At 64.2% G+C, this 16,972-nt stretch carries 10 protein-coding genes; 8 read left to right on the top strand and 2 right to left on the bottom strand.

Going from position 1 to position 16,972, the window contains the following annotated elements; genetic code table 11:
• Window positions 1-317 precede the first annotated feature (317 nt).
• The 6 genes from ACZ5B4_RS10510 (at window position 318) to ACZ5B4_RS10485 (ending at window position 11,148) form a co-directional block, all read left to right on the top strand.
• On the top strand, window positions 318-1,634 hold the full coding sequence (locus tag ACZ5B4_RS10510; protein ID WP_464911180.1) for a Gfo/Idh/MocA family protein: 1,317 nt from the start codon (window positions 318-320) through the stop codon (window positions 1,632-1,634).
• 147 nt (window positions 1,635-1,781) lie between these two features.
• Entirely contained in the window at window positions 1,782-4,427 is a 2,646-nt protein-coding gene (locus ACZ5B4_RS10505) for a beta-galactosidase (protein WP_464911179.1), read from the top strand.
• A gap of 350 nt (window positions 4,428-4,777) precedes the next feature.
• The gene (locus ACZ5B4_RS10500) at window positions 4,778-6,697 is read left to right on the top strand and encodes a carbon starvation CstA family protein (protein WP_464911178.1); all 1,920 of its coding nucleotides are present in this window, start codon (window positions 4,778-4,780) and stop codon (window positions 6,695-6,697) included.
• Window positions 6,698-6,903: 206 nt separating this feature from the next.
• Window positions 6,904-7,923 (top strand): type I glyceraldehyde-3-phosphate dehydrogenase, encoded by a 1,020-nt coding sequence (gap, locus tag ACZ5B4_RS10495; protein ID WP_464911177.1) that lies wholly within the window; start codon window positions 6,904-6,906, stop codon window positions 7,921-7,923.
• A gap of 281 nt (window positions 7,924-8,204) precedes the next feature.
• Complete coding sequence (locus ACZ5B4_RS10490) at window positions 8,205-8,894, top strand: tetratricopeptide repeat protein (RefSeq protein WP_464911176.1); 690 nt, start codon at window positions 8,205-8,207, stop codon at window positions 8,892-8,894.
• A gap of 289 nt (window positions 8,895-9,183) precedes the next feature.
• A complete protein-coding gene (locus tag ACZ5B4_RS10485; protein ID WP_464911175.1) occupies window positions 9,184-11,148 on the top strand; it encodes an SH3 domain-containing protein in 1,965 nt (654 codons plus the stop codon).
• 80 nt (window positions 11,149-11,228) lie between these two features.
• On the opposite strand, the gene asnS is transcribed toward ACZ5B4_RS10485, so the two are convergent.
• Window positions 11,229-12,608: an asparagine--tRNA ligase gene (gene asnS, locus ACZ5B4_RS10480; protein WP_464911174.1), complete on the bottom strand. Its 1,380-nt coding sequence runs from the start codon at window positions 12,606-12,608 to the stop codon at window positions 11,229-11,231.
• 85 nt (window positions 12,609-12,693) lie between these two features.
• Window positions 12,694-13,746 carry a thioredoxin-disulfide reductase gene (locus ACZ5B4_RS10475; RefSeq protein ID WP_464911173.1) on the bottom strand — a complete coding sequence of 351 codons (1,053 nt, stop codon included), beginning with the start codon at window positions 13,744-13,746 and terminating at the stop codon, window positions 12,694-12,696.
• Window positions 13,747-14,110: 364 nt separating this feature from the next.
• Between ACZ5B4_RS10475 and ACZ5B4_RS10470 the strand changes: the two genes are divergently transcribed.
• Both ACZ5B4_RS10470 and ACZ5B4_RS10465 read left to right on the top strand, forming a co-directional pair.
• Window positions 14,111-15,403, top strand: a complete 1,293-nt coding sequence (locus ACZ5B4_RS10470) for a S41 family peptidase (protein ID WP_464911172.1) — start codon at window positions 14,111-14,113, stop codon at window positions 15,401-15,403.
• 225 nt (window positions 15,404-15,628) lie between these two features.
• Window positions 15,629-16,879, top strand: coding sequence for a hypothetical protein (locus ACZ5B4_RS10465; protein ID WP_464911171.1), 1,251 nt, complete (start codon window positions 15,629-15,631; stop codon window positions 16,877-16,879).
• Window positions 16,880-16,972: the final 93 nt, after the last annotated feature.

The following is a 16,972-nucleotide window of genomic DNA, read 5'->3' as shown; positions in this document are numbered from 1 at the left end:
CCGGCCTCCGTCGTACTGCGTGCGTGTCGCAGCGAGACTATTTCCCTTGCGGCTCGGGAGGGGACGCCTTGCCAGCGTTCGGCGATGGAGACGCGATTTCCGGCCGCCACGGCAGGCGTTTCCTGCAATCGCCGGCAGGGTCGTCCGTGAACGGTTGCCGAGACTCCCTCCGGCGGCTATTCTGAACAGCGCTTCCTTCCCGTGCGGACATGGCGATCGGGCGTAGGAAAAGAAATCGCTCGATCCGGCGACGGGAGGAGTGTCCGTTTCCCTTGCCCACCCAACTTTCTCCAACGCGATTTGTGGAGGTTCCAACCATGGTTTTTGCATTCCCCGGTCATCGTCGCGAGTTCTTGGGTCAATCGTTGGCGGCCGGCGCGGCCGCGGCCATGCCGTGGTTGATTTCTCCGGCTGCGGCGGGCGCGGCGGGAACCGCCGCTCCCAGCGAGACGATCCGTTTCGGCGTCATCGGTATCGGGCCCCGAGCGACGTACGACTTGCGATCGATGTCCAACTTACCCGATGTCCGTTGCGTGGCCTTGGCCGACGTCCAGGCTGAGCGGCGCGAGGCGGGAAAGAAATTGATCGAGGAATTGTTCCCCAACACGCGTTGCGATACCTACCGCGACCTGCGCGAGCTGCTGGACCGCAAGGATATCGACGCGGTGCTGGTGGCGACGGGAGATCGCTGGCACGCCCCCGGCTCGATGCTGGCCATGGAGGCGGGCAAGGACGTGTACAGCGAAAAGCCCTGCGGAATCACCATCGCCAAGTGCCGCCAACTGGCGGATACGGCCAAGCGAACCGGCCGCGTCTTTCAAGCCGGTACACAGCGCCGCAGCGTGCCGAACTTTCGCTTTGCCGCGGAGTTGGCGCGAAGCGGCAAACTGGGAAAACTCCAGACCTTGTACGCCTCCGTTTACGAACCCCAACTAGACAACACCTGGTTGCCGCGCGAGCAAACGCCTCCCAAAGAGGTGGTCGACTGGAATCTGTGGTTGGGTCCGGCACCGTGGCGGCCGTACAACAAGGCCTACGTACAAGGCGGATGGCGCGGGCAGTTCGATTTCGATTCCGGCGCGAAGCTGCTGGATTGGGGCGCCCACACCCTCGACCTTTGCCAATGGGCGGCCGGAGCCGACGACACCATGCCCGTCGAGTACGAACCCGCCCAAGACAAGATCATCTGTCGTTACGCCGACGGATTGACGGTCATCCTCGACTTCTTGAAGACGCCGTTCGGCGACCGCGCACCCAAGTTCATTACCGCGCTGGGGACCTGTCCCGTACGGTATGTGGGAGACAAGGGTTGGATCGAGACGGGCGACGAAGGCGGCGTGGAAATTCAGCCGGAATCGCTGAAGAGCGAGATTCCCGAGGAGCTGGCTCGCGTCAAGGGCTTGGATGTGACCGCCCATGCCCGCAACTTCTTCGATTGCGTCAAGAGCCGCGGCAAGCCGGTTTGCAATGAGGACGTGATGTATCACTCCCACACGGCCTGCCATGCCGCGGCGATCGCCTGGATTCTGAACCGAAAACTGACCTTCGACCCGCTGAAGGCGGAATTTCCCGGCGACGAGGAGGCCGACCTGCTGCGGTCGCGGCCGGAGCGTGATCCCTTCGCCGCGGCGTAATCCGCCGTTTCCAGCGGCGACATAGTTGCTGATCCGTGAAGCTTGACGGGGAGGGCATGCGTTTTCGAGCCTCCCGCCCGCGGTCTGCGCGCCGTTCCTCGATGCCCGGCGCGGATGCGTGAATTGCGTTTGCGAGGGGATTCATCCATGATTCGAGCACTCCCGAAGTTCGGGGCGATCTGCCTTCGCGTTCTTTCCGCGATGTTTGTTGGGGCGGGAGCCGGCCAAGCCGCGGAGTCGGTGCGGGTGGAGGTGGTGGACGGCGCGCCTCGGCTGGTGGTCGACGGTAAGCCCGTCCGCGCTCGCATGTTTTGGGGGGCGCCCGGCCCCGGCCTTGTACCTGTGGGGCCCGAGGCCCGACGCGTCGCCTTTCAATTCACAGCCGAGGACGACGAGCCCGGGCGGGCAACCCTCCATTTCCGCTTTGGGACGGAGCCGGGGACAGTGGCCTTGGACGACGTTCGCATCGTCGATCTGACCGGCGGGAAAGACGTGCTGCCGCCTTGCCGCTTCGAGGGTGGAATGGCCGATTTCACGCGGGAATGGTCCGTTTGGCCTCCGGATCAACGCAACACGGTGGGGTCGATCGAGGTCGCGCCCGACGCCGGTCAAGACGGGAGCGCCGGGTTGAGAATTGAGCTGAAAGCCCCGGCGGATGGAAATTGGCCCGACTTTCACATCTACCATCACCCCAACCTCACGTTGCACAAAGGTCGCCGCTATGAGGTGAGTTTTTGGGCCCGAGCCGAGCCATCCCGGCAGTTGAACATCGCCTTGTATCGGCCGGGACAACGCTATATGTACCTAGGCGGACCGCCCGGTCATTTCGCCTCGCAAATCCGCTTGGCGGCGGATGCGGGAGTCGATTTCGTGAGTTTTCCCATCGACATGCCGTGGCCGAAGCCGGGCGAAGCGGAGGATTGGTCTTCGGTGGATCAGGCCTGCCGCCGGGTGCTGGAGGCGAATCCGCAGGCCATGCTGTTGCCCCGCATTCCCATGGATCCGCCCGCTTGGTGGTGCGAGGCGAATCCCGATGACGTGATGTTGTGGGATCGCGGCGATCAACGGCGGCGACCGGCCGTGCCGGCCTCGCCGAAATATCGCGCGGATGCGTCGGAGCGTCTCCGCGCTTTGGTCGAATACCTGGAAGCACGGTTCGGCGAGCATGTGGCCGGCTATCACCCGTGCGGTCAGAACACGGGCGAGTGGTTTTACGAAGATACGTGGCTCTCGCCGCTCAACGGCTACTCGAAAGCATCGCAAATCGCCTGGAGGCGTTGGCTTCAGGGACGCTACGGATCGGACGCCGCATTGCAGGCGGCGTGGGGCGATCCGGCCGCGCGTTGCGCCGAGGCGGTGGTGCCGTCGCCCGAGTCGCGCCGCGCTGCGCCCGCCGGCGTCCTGCGCGACCCGGCCCGCGAGCGACCGTTGATCGACTTCGCCCGATTCCAGCAGGAAATGATGGCCGAATGCGTCGGCCATTTCGCGCGAACGGTCCGCGAGGCTTCGCAAGGACGCAAGTTGGTCGTATTCTTTTACGGCTATGTGTTCGAGTTCGGCGCGATTGCCAACGGAGCGGCCGTCTCGGGGCACTATGCGCTGCGGCAAGTGCTCCAGTGCCCCGATATCGACGTGCTCTGTTCCCCCATCTCGTATTTCGATCGCGGTCTGGGGCAGAGCGGTCCGGCCATGACGGCGGCCGAAAGCGTCGCTTTGGCCGGAAAGATGTGGCTCTACGAAGACGACACGCGCACCCACATCGCTACCGGCCGTTTTCCCGGTTGGCAGGACGGCGCCGATACCTTGGAGCAAACCAACGCCATGCTGCTTCGCAACACCGGCCAATGCGCCGTGCGCAATTTCGGGACCTGGTGGATGGATCTGGGCGCGAGCGGGTGGTTCGACGAACCGGCCCTGTGGGCTCAAATGAAGGCCCTGCGACCTCTCGATGAAGCCTTGCTGCAACGGCCGAGGGCCTTTCGGCCCGAGGTCGCCGCCGTCATCGACGAGGAAAGCATGATTCGCGTCGCCGCCGGGGGCAACGCGCTGACTCGGCCGGCCGTGTACGAAGTCCGCCGACCCCTGGGACGCATGGGAGCTCCCTACGGCCAATACTTGCTGGACGACGTGGCGACGGGACGCGTGCAGGCCAAAATGTACGTGTTCCTCACCCCCTGGTGCCTGTCTCCCGAGCAGCGCCGGGCGCTGATCGCCAAGACGGAAGGGGCCGCGAGAATCTGGTGCTACGCGCCGGGTTATCAGGAACCGGACCGGATCGCCCCGCCCGAGGCGATGCAAGAGTTGACCGGATTCCGCCTGCAAGAGACCGTCCAAGCGGAGGCCTGGGCCGTGCCGACCGAGGCGGGAAAACGGCTCGGATTAGGCCAAGACTTCGGTGTCCGACAAGCCGTCCGGCCGCTGTTTGCGCCGGTCGATGCGAAGCCGGAGGAAACCCTATTCGTGTATCCGGACGGAACGCCGGCCGTGGCCCTGCGCCGAACCGGCAGCGGTTGCTCGCTGTTCGTGGGGCCGCCGGGTTTGACGAGCGAGCTGGTCCGTCTGGTTGCAAGGCAAGCCGGGGTTCACCTGTTTACCCGGACCGATTGCAACGTCTACGCGAACGGCCCGTTTGTCGTGCTCCATGCGGCCGCCGACGGCCCGGTAGAGATCGACACCGCGACCCAGGGGCCGGTGATCGACCTCTTGACGGGGCAAGCCGTGGGCATCGGACCGAGGATAACCCTGGACTTGCAGCCGGGCGTTACCCGGGTCCTCCGCATCGGCTCACCTTAAACGCGGCGGATCGACGTTGCTTCGGGGCTTGCGATCGCTTCGCCGTACCGCGGAGCCGTGCTTGGCGAGCGAGGGCGCTCTCGACGGTGGGGCCGTCCTCTTGCGGCAGCAATGCTCGTCACCGATGCCGGGCGGTGTTGCAGCAATTTTCCCAGATCCGTTTCGATCGGCGTCGGGATACGCCGTCGAATACCTGTTGCCGGTTACTGAGGCGCGCTGTATTTTGGAAGGCGCGCGGCCGGGTTTGTCGGGGTCGTATGTAGCCCATCGTCGATGGTAGACCGCGCCCCTTCTTCGCAGCTTCGTCCGTAACCCCGCCGGTGCGGTGAGGCGTTTCGTGGAGGTCGGCCATGTTCGAGAACGCGGCAGTGACGGCGCTGGCGGCAATCGCCGTGCTTGTGGCGGCTTACTTCACGTACGGACGCTTCTTGGGACGCGTCTTCGGACTCGACCCGCGTCGCGCCACGCCCTCGCATACGATGCAGGACGGCGTGGACTACGTGCCGACCCGAATCCCCATCCTTTTCGGGCACCACTTCGCCTCGATCGCCGGGTTGGGGCCGATCCTCGGGCCGGCCATCGGCGTCATCTGGGGCTGGGTACCCGCTTTGCTTTGGGTCGTCTTCGGTTCCATCCTTATCGGGGCGGTTCACGATTTGGGATCGCTTCTGATCAGCCTTCGGCATCGGGGACGATCCGTGGGCGAGGTGGCGTACTACCTGATGGGTTCACGGGCGAGGCTGTTGGCCCTGCTGATCATCTTCTTTCTCATGTCGTTGGCCATGGGGGCGTTCTGCAATACGTTGGCCGACATGTTCGTCAACTACAATCCCGATGCCGTCATTCCGGCGGCGGGGTTGATGGTGGTGGCGGTGATCTTCGGCCTGACCGTTTATCGGCTCAAGGTGCCCCTGGTTCCCGCCACGGTGGTGGCGCTGGCGATTTTCGCGGGCCTGATCGTTTACGGCGTCGAGCGACCGATCTTGAGTTACGCCTGGCTTTGCTCGCCGAAAACCCAATCCTTGCTGGAAGAGGCCAAGGCCGCCAAACCGGAAATGGGTCGCCCCGGCTTCGATCGCCCCTATGGCGCGCGGGCGGCCGTGGACTTTTTCGAGGCCCGGGGCGAAAGCGAAGCCGTCGCCGAGTTGGGCGCGATCAACCGGCCGGGAACCGTGCTGTGGAAAATCAATTACGCCTGGATCGCGGCGTTGCTGGGATATGCCTTCCTGGCGTCCGTCCTACCCGTCTGGCTGTTGCTGCAACCGCGCGACTACATCAACAGCTTTCAGCTCTACGTGGCGCTGCTGCTCTTGGGGTTCGGCTTGGCGATGGCGGCGTTCACCGGGAGCGAGTTCGCCCAAATCGACGCCCCCATGATCCGCTGGAACGTCCCCGACGCTCCGCCCATGTTTCCGCTGCTCTTCGTGACGATCGCCTGTGGGGCGGCCAGCGGTTTTCACTCACTGGTCTCCAGCGGGACCACGGTCAAACAATTGAATCGAGAATCGGACGCCGTGCCGATCGGTTACGGCGCCATGCTGACGGAGGCCGCCCTTGCGGTCCTGGTGATCGCGGCGTGCACGGCGGCCTTGAGCCGAGCCGATTGGGGCGACGGGGGCCTGTACGCCGGCTGGAGCGCCATCGGCGGCGGGGGATTGGCCAAGCAACTCAACGCGGTCGTGCGCGGCGGGGCCAATCTCATGTCGCAAGTCGGTATTCCCGTCCCGCTCGGCCGGACCTTCATCGCCGTGACCGTGACCGCCTTCGCCTTAACCACCCTGGACTCGGCAACGAGGCTCCTGCGATTCAACGTCGAGGAGATCGGCCGATCGTTGCGCGTTTCCCTGCTGACGCATCGCGTCGCGGCCTCCCTGGCGGCGGTGCTGGGCATCGGCTTCTTTGCCGTCGTGCCCGCGGGAAAGGCCTTGTGGACGCTCTTCGGCACGACGAACCAGCTCTTGGCGGGGTTGGCCTTGTTAGTGGTCAGCGTCTATCTCTATCAACAGCGCCGCGTGGTGTGGTACACGCTGATCCCCATGCTTTTCATGTTGGAGATGACCACCTGGGCCATGGGTTGGAACTTGATCCAGTTCTACCATCAGCAGAAGTGGTCGCTATTCGTAACCACGGTGATCGTGCTGGCCATGGCGGTGTGGCTGGTGGTGGAGGGCGTCCTGGCGTTCTTGCGAGGCCCCGTACCACACAGTGAGCCGGAGCCTGATCCGATTGTGGCGGATGCCGATCCTGCCGAAACCGTCGCCCTCCGATGACGGTTTCCCGAAGCTCCGGCGGTTGTGGGCAAGTCGGCAAGCCGATATAATCCGGGAATTCGGTATTCTCTGATGGTTAAGACCGACGTGCCGGGAGCGGGGTTGCGCTCGTATCCTGTAGTCGTCGGATTCCGTCTTGGAGGGACCCGGCTCGCACTAGGCGGTCGGGTGCATTTCTGGGGTTCTTGGAGTAAGGAGAGTATCCTGTGGCCATTCGCGTCGGTATCAACGGGTTCGGTCGTATTGGTCGGTTGGTCGCGCGCCGCATGATGGAAAAGCCCGACCTGTTCCAAATCGTCGGCATCAACGACATTACGGACGTGAAGACCCTGGCCATGCTGTTCAAGTACGACAGCGTCCACCGCATGTACAAGGGGACCGTCGACTTCGATGACAAGAATCTGATCATCGACGGCAAGAAGATCCCGGTCTGTGCGGAAAAGGACCCCTTCAAGCTGCCTTGGAAGGACCTGGGGGCCGAGGTCGTGGTCGAGAGCACGGGCGTGTTCACGGCCCGCGGCGACGACGCCAAGCCGGGCTACGGCGCCCACCTCAAGGCCGGTGCCAGAAAGGTCGTCCTCAGCGCTCCCGCCAAGGATACGCCCGACCTCACCTGCGTGTTGGGCGTGAACGACGACCAACTGAAGCCCGAGCACACGTGCATCTCCAATGCCAGTTGCACCACGAACTGCCTGGCCCCGGTCGCCAAGGTGCTCAACGACAAGTTCGGCATCGTCCGCGGCTTGATGACCACCGTTCACGCCTACACGAATGATCAGCGGGTCCTGGATTTGCCTCACAAGGACCTGTATCGCGCCCGGGCGGCCGCGGCCAACATCATTCCGACCTCCACCGGGGCGGCCAAGGCCGTCGGGTTGGTGATTCCGGAATTGAAGGGCAAGCTGACCGGCATTGCGATGCGGGTACCCGTCCCCACCGGCAGCGTGGTGGATTTGGTGGCGGAATTGAAGCGACCGGTGGAAGCCGCCGAGATCAACGCCGCCGTCAAGGAGGCTGCCGAGGGCAAGATGAAGGGCATTCTGCTCTACACCGAGGACCCCATCGTCTCCAGCGACATCATCGGCTGCTCGTACAGCTCCATCTTTGCCGCCCCCTGGACCCAAGTGATCGAGGGCAGCCTGGTCAAGGTGGTGAGCTGGTACGACAACGAGTGGGGCTATAGCTGCCGGACCGTGGACTTGGTGGAACGGCTGGCGAAACTATAAGTCGCGGCGATACCCCGCATCCCAAAGCCTACCGCGAACCGCGCGGGCGGCGAGGGATAATGTTTTCGACGAAAAGACAGCGGTCGAGGCAAAGGTCTCGGTCGCTGTCTTTCTTTGACGCGGGGGTGCGACGGCCGTCGGTCCCGGCGGCGTGGCGGAAATCGTTTTGCTTTGACCGATCGCACGTGAGCGGCTTGCCTTTTCTGCCTTGCTTGCCCGGATTCAAGCGGCTAAAATCCACTTCGGCTGGACGGTTTCGCGTTGGCAAGGAGCGGTGGGGAATGGTCAGGAGGACCTGGCTCCTCTATTTGTGGCCGGGGGCCGTGCCCCTGATTTTGGAACCGGGCTGGGGGACCTTTCTCGTAGCCGCGGCCTTCGCCTGTTTGTTTCATCTCTGTCTCGTGGCGACGTTCGTTTGGCCGGAGATTTGGCCGTCCTTGCTCACCCGCGGGGCTTGGTTCTTCTTGGCGGCAGGCTGGGCCTATTCCGTGTATTGGGCGGTTCTTAGCGACCGGCGCCGACGCCGGGCCGCCGCGCCCTTGCCCGGCGAGGACCTTTTCCCCACGGCTTTGCAGGCCTATCTTCGCGGTGAGTGGTCGCGAACCGAGCATCTGTTGGGCCGCCTCTTGCACCGCAACCCCCGCGATGCGGAAGCCCTGCTCCTCTTGGTCTCGCTGTGGCGGCGGACAGGTCGCCTGGATGAGGCCGGCCGTTTGCTCCGCGAATTGGAAAAGCTGGATGCAGCGAGACCCTGGTATGCCGAAATCCAGCGGGAAAAACGGCTGTTGGAGGAGAAGCGGGTCGCCATCGCGGCGGCGGACGTTCGGACGCCGGTTTCCCCGCCCGCCGAAGCTCGGAAGGTTCCCTTGCAATCGGACGAGTTGGAATCACCCTCCGGCGACGATGAGCCGGCTTCGCCCACGTTGTCTGCCGTGCGGGACGGAGGAGGAGCCCGCCGCGCCGCTGCCTGAGCCGACATGCTACGGTTTGCGGCAAGTTTCTCTTCCCTCCGCCTTTTGGCATCACTTCCAGCCGCGTCCTTCGCCGCGTCCTTCGCCCGGCGGATCGCTCTTGCCCAATCCTCCCGGATCACGTATAAGCCGCCGTCAAGGCGGATTCCCGGACGATCGCGGTCCCGCGCGGGGAGGCGCACGGATCATGGCGGTTGGAGCCGGGAAACCTCGAGGGTCCTGCGCGCATTCGGCTGACGGCGTTTTTCCGCCGCCGTGTGCCTTTCCAAGGTGAGAGGACGGTCCCGTGATGAAGACTCGGCGCTTCGCCTGGGTGGTGCCTGTAATATTCGCGTCGACGGTGATCGTCGCCGTGGAAGCCGTCGCCGCGACTTTTCCCTACAAGGCCTATGTGGTCAGCCACGAGGCGCGGGTGCGCGGCGGTCCCGGTCAGGCCTATCCGGTGACGGGTTACCTGGCGTTCGGGTCGGAGGTGGATGTGTATCGGCACGATCCCGGGGGTTGGTGTGCCATCCGTCCGCCGGATGGCAGCTACAGTTGGGTGCTCGCCGATGCCGCGCAACTCTTGCCCAACGGCTTGGCGAAGATAATCCGGCCGGGGGTGGCCTGCTATGTGGGCGGCGTGGACGTGCCCGATCGCAGCCTCTCGCACGTAACCTTGCAAGAGGGAGAATTGTTGGAAGTGCTGGACGCTCGCCGAGTAGGGGACGCCTCTCGCGACGGAGTGTCCGCGGAGCAAACTTGGTTAAAGATTCGCCCGCCTTCGGGGGAGTTCCGGTGGATTCATAGCTCATCGCTGCGAGCGGCTGGAAGCGGCGAGCCTTTGCCGCCTGCCGCCGCGGGATCCGGTCTTCCGCTTGCTGCGGAGCGGTCTCTTGCGGGGACCTATGCGCAAACGCCGGCCGTCACCGACCGTAGCGGCGGCGAAACGGAATTGACGAGCCGATCCCTGGAGCCTAAGCCGCAACGCATTCCCACGGTTCCCATTCCGCGCGATCCCGGCCGGAATGCCGGGGCCGACGGCACGGGAGACCCGGCAACGTTGGAGCTCTCGTCCGTCGCGGCGAGCACGGCGGTCGGCTCCCGTCCGATCGCGGCCGCGTACGATTCGCGGTCCGAGAATTCCGCCGACGGATCGGGCTCGGGCGTGGTCGCGACATCGGGCGTCTTGCCGGCGGATGGCGGGGCCGGCGGCTGGCGTCCCATGACCGGGCCGGGAGAGTCGCCGGGATCGATGCGGGAACGTTCCTCGGCGGCGTTCGGCCGGGAAGCCGGCGGGCTTTCCCCGGACCTGCGATTCAGCCGGCCGGTCGTACCCAGTCGCAACATCGCGCCTTGGACGCCGGAGGAATTCGCACGGCAGGCTCAGGCCCTGGAATTGGATTTGGCCGCCCGATTGACGGAACGGCCCGAGGATTGGAATCTGTCGGACTTGCAGCAGCGGGCGGTGGATTTGCGGGCGGCGGCCCCCGACGGTGAGGCTCGTGATCGGGCCGCCAAGCTCGCCGAGAAAATCGCGCAGGCGGAGAGGGTTGCGGCGCAGTCGCGGGGCGTGATGCAAGACGCCGGGCGAGGGCAAGCGAGCGTCGCGGCCGGGCCGTCGTCCCAAGTGCGTGCGGCGTCGGATGGGCGAGGCCCCGTCCCCTCGGGAATGTTGCTTCCGCCGCTCCCCGTCGCCGAAAGGCCGACGCGCATTGCCCCGCCGCCCACCGCGATGGCATGGCCGTCATCACCCCCGCCGGGGAGCACGACCGCGGGAATCCCGTCGAATGGTTTCGCTTCCGAAGGCGTGGTCCGAGCGAGTGCGGCCGTAGGGGCCGCCGCCGACGGGGTTTCGACGAATCGAGTCGCCGGGGTCGATACGTCACCGGCGGCCGAGGCATCCCGTCCCATTCCCACCCGCGAGGAAATCGCTCGCGAACTCATGGAACTTCGCCGGCGGCGATTCGACGCGGTCGGCCGACTGATTCGGGCACACGTGCGGCGGCCGGGCGATCCGCCCTACGCCTTGACCGATGAGGACGGCCGCGTCCTGGCCTATCTCAATCCGGCGCCGGGCACGGTCGTCCGCTCGTACGTCGGCCGAACGGTGGGAGTCATGGGCAAATTCTCAGGCAGCGGGGAGCGGCGATTGCTTACCGCCGAGCACGTGGCGGTCTTGGATTCGCAGCGGCCGACGCCCGCTCCCGTACCGGCAGGCGAGGAATCGCCCGTCCGTTTCGCCGAACCGCCCGCGCGGTCCATCGTGCGTTGAAGCCGGGGCGCCCGACGACCTGGCTCGATCGTCGGCACAGCGTCGCGCGGACGCGGTCGGCGGTGCGCAGGGGCGGAAAATCAAAACTCTGCGCTGCCCGGCGTGCGAGGGAAGGGAATGACGTCGCGGATGTTGCCCATGCCCGTGATGAATTGAACGGCCCGTTCCAATCCCAACCCGAAACCGCTGTGCGGTACCGTGCCGAATCGCCGCAGGTCCAAGTACCACCAATAATCCTCCGCGCGAAGCCCTTGCTCTTCCATGCGACGGGTTAGAACGTCGAGACGCTCTTCGCGCTGGCTGCCGCCGATGATTTCTCCCACGCGGGGAAGAAGGACGTCCATCGCGCGGACCGTCCGCTCGTCCTCGTTGAGTCGCATGTAGAACGGTTTGATGGTCCGCGGATAGTCGGTCAGAATGACCGGCTTGCGGAAGTGGGTTTCGGTGAGGTAGCGCTCGTGCTCGGCTTGCAAATCCCGGCCCCACTCGACGGGAAACTCGAAGTCTTGGCCCGATTGCCGCAGGATCTCCACGGCTTCCGTGTACGTAAGACGGACGAATTCCTCTTGCAGGACGTGCTCCAAGGTCGTGACGGCGCTCGGCTCCACCCAGCGGGCGAAGAACTCCATATCCTCGGAGGAGCGTTCCAGCACGTCGCGGAAGATGCGTTTGAGGAACCGCTCGGCGAGATCCATGTTGTCGGCCAGTTGGAAGAAGGCGGCCTCCGGTTCGACCATCCAAAACTCGGCCAAATGCCGTGTGGTATTGGAATTTTCCGCCCGAAACGTCGGCCCGAAGGTATAGACCTTGCCTAAGGAACAGGCGAAGACCTCGGCTTCGAGCTGTCCGCTGACGGTGAGATAGGTGGGTTTGCCGAAGAAGTCGTCCTGGGGTTTAGCGGGCGGTGCGGCGGTGGGATCCAAGGTAGTGACGCGGAACATGGCGCCCGCCCCTTCGCAGTCCGAGGCGGTGATGATCGGCGTGTGGATGTAGAGGAACCCCTCCTCCTGGAAGAATTCGTGGATCGAACGGCAGACGGTATTGCGGACCCGCATCACCGCCCCAAAGGAGTTCGTGCGCGGGCGGAGATGGGCGATGGTTCGCAGAAACTCGTAGGAATGCCGTTTCTTCTGGAGGGGATAGGATTCGGGCGGCGCCCAGCCGAGGACGGCGATCCGGCGGGCAAGGACCTCCACGGCCTGCTTTTCACCGGGCGACGCCTGGACCACGCCTTCCACCAGGATGCTGCAACCGGTGGTCAATCGTCTGATCTCGGACTCGTAGTTGGGCAATTCGCCGGGTGCGACGATTTGGAGGTTGCCCAGGCACGAACCGTCGTTCAATTCCAAAAAGCTGAAGCCTCCCTTGGAGTCGCGTCGGGTGCGAACCCAGCCTTGCAGGCGGACTTCGCGCCCCACGGCCGAGGGCGATCGCGCCTCGCGTACAGTGAGGGTCTCCATGTCCGGGAATCCTCCTGGTGATGCAGCGGCTGGATTGCCTCGGTCGTCGGCGGTCGTCGCTGTTGGGCAGCGCGGCCGATTGGGGTCAAATGCCCTGGGCGGCCAACCAGCGCTCCGCGTCCAAGGCCGCCATGCAGCCGCTCGCCGCCGCCGTCACCGCTTGTCGGTAATAGTCGTCGCCCACGTCTCCCGCCGCAAAGACGCCTTCCACACTGGTGTAGGTGCGGAAGGGCTTGGTCCATTTGACGTAGCCTTTTTCGGTCAGTTCGAGTTGTCCTCGCAGGAAGTCGGTGTTGGGGGTATGGCCGATGGCCAGAAACATCCCGCGGACCTCCAGCGTCAGGTCTTCTTCCCCCACCGTGCTCGTCAATCGGACACCGGTAACACCGTTTTCGTCATCGCCCAAGACTTCGCCCACGACACGATTCCAGATGATCTCGATCTTGGGATTGTCCATGGCGCGTTGGGCCATGATCTTGGATGCCCGCAGGGCGTCGCGCCGATGCACCAAATAGACCTTGGAGGCATGGTGCGTCAGATAGGTCGCCTCTTCGACGGCGGAATCGCCTCCACCGATGACGGCCACCGGTTGGTTGCGGAATCGCGGCAGGGCGCCGTCACAGACGGCGCAGGCGCTGACCCCGCGATTCTTGAATCGATCTTCGGACGGCAAGCCTAGATAGTTGGCCCGAGCGCCCGTCGCCACGATCACGGCCTGAGCTTGGTATTCCTTGCCGTCCGAGGCTTGCAGGCGGAAGGGTCGGCCGGAGAAATCCACGCGCGTGACGTCCTCCGTGATGACGCGGGTACCGAAGTGGACGGCTTGAGCCCGCATCAGCTCCATCAACTCGGGGCCGCTCACCCCGTGCTTGCCGTGCGGCGGCAGATAGCCTCGGCGTTCCTCGGGCAGAGAGCTTTCCAAGAAGGAGGACAGGTCGCCCGGCGGGAAACCGGGGAAGTTCTCCACTTCGGTGGTCAGGGCCAACTGGCCCAGCGGCAGGGTGCCCTGCTGCGCATTCTTTTCGCTAATCGCGCCTTCGAAGAGAAGAGGTTGCAGTGCGGCGCGGGAGGCGTAAATTGCTGCGGTCCAGCCGGCCGGTCCGCTGCCGATAATAATCACACGCTCGACATCCGCCACGATTCGTTCTCCTATAAGTTCGGCTTCTGAGTCCGTCGCTCGGCGTCTCTGCGCGAGGGAGACGCGCGGGCTGGAGGCCGCTCTTCCCTTTCTGCGGGCTTCGCCGCGGTCCTCCTCGGACGGTTCCGGTCCTGAACGTCGGCGCACCGGGCAAAATTCTTCCGCGAAAACGGTATTATAAGAGGCAAGCGGCCGTTTTGCTCGGCGGGGCGCCCGACCCGGCGGGCGATTGCCTTCGTCGGCGAGACGGGAGACTCCGTCAAGATAGTCGGGCGCGGCCTCGCGGTTTCTCGCGGTGCTGCCTGATGTCGGGGAACGTCGTTGCGATCCTTCCTGAATACGATTCATTCCAGCGTCTTGAATTATGCCGCGACGCAATCTTCAGATTCTGTTGTTTACGGTCGTCTTTTCGCTGTTGTGTGCGTTTCGCAGCTCGCCCTACGGCCGGGCATTGATGTACGCCTTGGAGCAGATACATCAGAAGGCCCTTGAGCCGCGGTCGCAAAAGGAACTCGCGGAGGCGGCCCTGCGAGGAATGGCGGACGAGCTGGACCCCTATTCCGCCTACATCAGCGACGAAGAGCTGGCCCAATTCGACGAAGAGCTGGACCGCCAATTCGGCGGGGTGGGAATCGAGATTCACGTAGACCCCGATACGCGGGGCGTGATCGTCACGACGGCCCTGCCGGGGACGCCCGCGCAGCGAGCGGGTATTCGGCCCGGTGATCGCCTGCTGGCGGTGGACGACCACGATGTTTCCAACGCCAATTTGGATGAAGTCAGCCGCCTCGTCCGCGGAGAGCCGGGCTCGCAGGTCGTGCTGACCGTCCAATCGCGCGGCGAAAGCGAACCGCGACGCTTGTCCTTGACCCGTGAAATCATTCAAGGCGAAACCGTGCTGGGCGATACCCGCAATGCCGACGGCACATGGAATTACACGCTGCCGGAGCGTCCCGACATCGGGTTCATCCGCATCGACACCTTTGCCGACGAGACGGACGACCGGCTCCGCGAGGTCTTGCAACGGCTGATGGAGCAGGGCGTTCGAGGCATCATCCTGGACCTGCGGAGCGATCCCGGAGGCAGGCTCGACGTGGCGGTCGAAGTCTGCGATGCCTTCGTCCGTTCCGGCGTGATCGTCACGACGCAGACGCGCACCGGCGTCGTCAAAGAACGGTTTGCCGCCTCGGGCAAGGCGATTTGCCCGGACACCCCCTTGGCCGTACTGATCAACCGCTTCAGCGCCAGCGCCAGCGAGATCGTCGCGGCCTGTTTGCAGGATCACGGACGCGCGGTGATCATCGGCGAGCGTTCCTTCGGCAAAGGCACGGTGCAGGAGCTGCTCGACATGGAGCCCGGCTTGGGAAGGCTGAAGCTCACGACGGCTTCGTACCGGCGGCCCAGCGGGAAGAATATTCACCGTTCGGTCCACGCTCGACCCGAGGACGATTGGGGCGTCAAACCCGATCCCGGTTACGAAGTCGCATTGGATGAGAAGGAGGTGGAATTGCAGATTCTGGCCCGGGCGCTGCGGGGCATGTATCGCACCGCGGGAAGTTCCAAACCGGTGGGATTCGAGAACGTGCCGGATGACTTCCGGGATCGGCATGTCGAAAAGGCCTTGGAATACTTCGACCGGAGCGGACGCGGCGCGTAATCCCCAAAAGGACGGTCACCATGCTTGCCCGCGACGGGTTCTCGGCATAATAATGTCGGAACGCCGTATCGGGCGGCTTGATCGGCCGCCGGCGGGCTCGCTCATAGCGCACCGGCGGTAGATTGTGCGGCTATCTTCCCGTGCTTTTCGAGCGCGAGGGGAGGTTTCGAATCGGTCAGCGTGCGGAAAGTCGTACTACCGGCATCTTAAAGGAGCTTTGGAACGATGGCCACGTCAACGATCGTGAAAAAGGACAATGTGGGAAAGGTTCTGCAAGAGGCCATGGATGTCGGCGGAGGCTTGCTGCGGTTGATTCCGACCTGGGTCCCGCGGAGCTTCCTTCACCCCGGTCGGCGGATCAAGTTGGCGAACGAAGACTTGTACGCCCTGGGCGCCCATCGCGGCGGCATTGACGAGCGATGGTTTGCCAGCACCACTGAGGCCGCCAACGACAACCGGAATTGGGACGAGGGCTTGAGCTGGGTCCGCTGCAACGGTCAGAAGTTCCTGCTTCGTGATGCGGTCGAGGAAGGACAAGCCAAGATTGTCGGACCGGCTATCTGGGAAAAGTATCATCGCTGGCCCGTCTATTCCAAGTTCTTCGACAATGCGGGGCCGATCCCCCATCACATGCATCAAACCCAGGAATTCGCCAAATTGACCGGGCAAGAGGGCAAGCCCGAAGCCTACTACTTCCCGCCCCAGTTGAATGCGGCCGAAAACCACTTCGACTACACCTTCATGGGCTTGGAGCCGGGGACCACCAAGGATCAGGTCAAGAAATGCCTGGCCGATTGGAACAAGGGGGATAACGGCATTCTGGACCTGTCGCGGGCGTATCGGCTCAAGCCGGGGACGGGCTGGCTCATTCCCGCCGGGGTGCTGCACGCCCCCGGGTCCCGCTGCACCTACGAGCCGCAATGGGGTTCCGACGTCTTCGGCATGTTTCAGTCCCTCGTGGAAGGACGTGCCGTGCCTTGGGAACTGTGCGTCAAGGACGTTCCCAAGGAGAAGCACCACGATTTGGACTTCATCATCAGCCAACTCGATTGGGAAAAGAACGTAGATCCGTACTTCAAGGAGCACAATTACCTCGAACCGATCGTGGACGAGGAGAATTCCGGAGACGGATACGTCGACAAATGGATCGTGTACGGCTTGGTGGACGGGAAGCAGCTCTTCTCGGCCAAGGAGCTGACGGTCATGCCGGGAGCCAAGTGCGTCCTCCGCGATCCCGGGGCCAGCGGTTGGATCACCGTCCAGGGTTGCGGAAAGATGGGCTCGCTCCGCTTGCAGACGCCGGTCATGATCCGCTTCGGTGAGGAGCCGGACGACGAGGTCTTCATCACTTACGAAGCGGCCCGAGCCGGCATCGTGATCGAAAACACCGGGACCGAGCCGCTGGTCGGCTTGCGGTATTTCGGCCCGGACGTCCATCCCCGCGTCCCCAACGTAGGCGAGTACAAGCGAGGTTGACGGCCGTTCGCGGCGTCGATGCACACCGAATTGCACACTGAATTCCCTCCGGTTCCGGGAATCGCAGGGGATGTTGTAATACGTGAACCGCCG

It is taken from the genome of Thermogutta hypogea, assembly GCF_055386265.1.
This window is presented reverse-complemented; position numbering and strand designations above follow the sequence as displayed.

Coding starts and splice junctions, on each gene's coding strand:
- ACZ5B4_RS10490 (WP_464911176.1), top strand. CDS start 8,205: ATGGTCAGGAGGACCTGGCTCCTCTATTTGTGGCCGGGGGCCGTGCCC.
- ACZ5B4_RS10485 (WP_464911175.1), top strand. CDS start 9,184: ATGAAGACTCGGCGCTTCGCCTGGGTGGTGCCTGTAATATTCGCGTCG.
- asnS (WP_464911174.1), bottom strand. CDS start 12,608: ATGGAGACCCTCACTGTACGCGAGGCGCGATCGCCCTCGGCCGTGGGG.
- ACZ5B4_RS10510 (WP_464911180.1), top strand. CDS start 318: ATGGTTTTTGCATTCCCCGGTCATCGTCGCGAGTTCTTGGGTCAATCG.
- ACZ5B4_RS10500 (WP_464911178.1), top strand. CDS start 4,778: ATGTTCGAGAACGCGGCAGTGACGGCGCTGGCGGCAATCGCCGTGCTT.
- ACZ5B4_RS10465 (WP_464911171.1), top strand. CDS start 15,629: ATGGCCACGTCAACGATCGTGAAAAAGGACAATGTGGGAAAGGTTCTG.
- ACZ5B4_RS10505 (WP_464911179.1), top strand. CDS start 1,782: ATGATTCGAGCACTCCCGAAGTTCGGGGCGATCTGCCTTCGCGTTCTT.
- ACZ5B4_RS10470 (WP_464911172.1), top strand. CDS start 14,111: ATGCCGCGACGCAATCTTCAGATTCTGTTGTTTACGGTCGTCTTTTCG.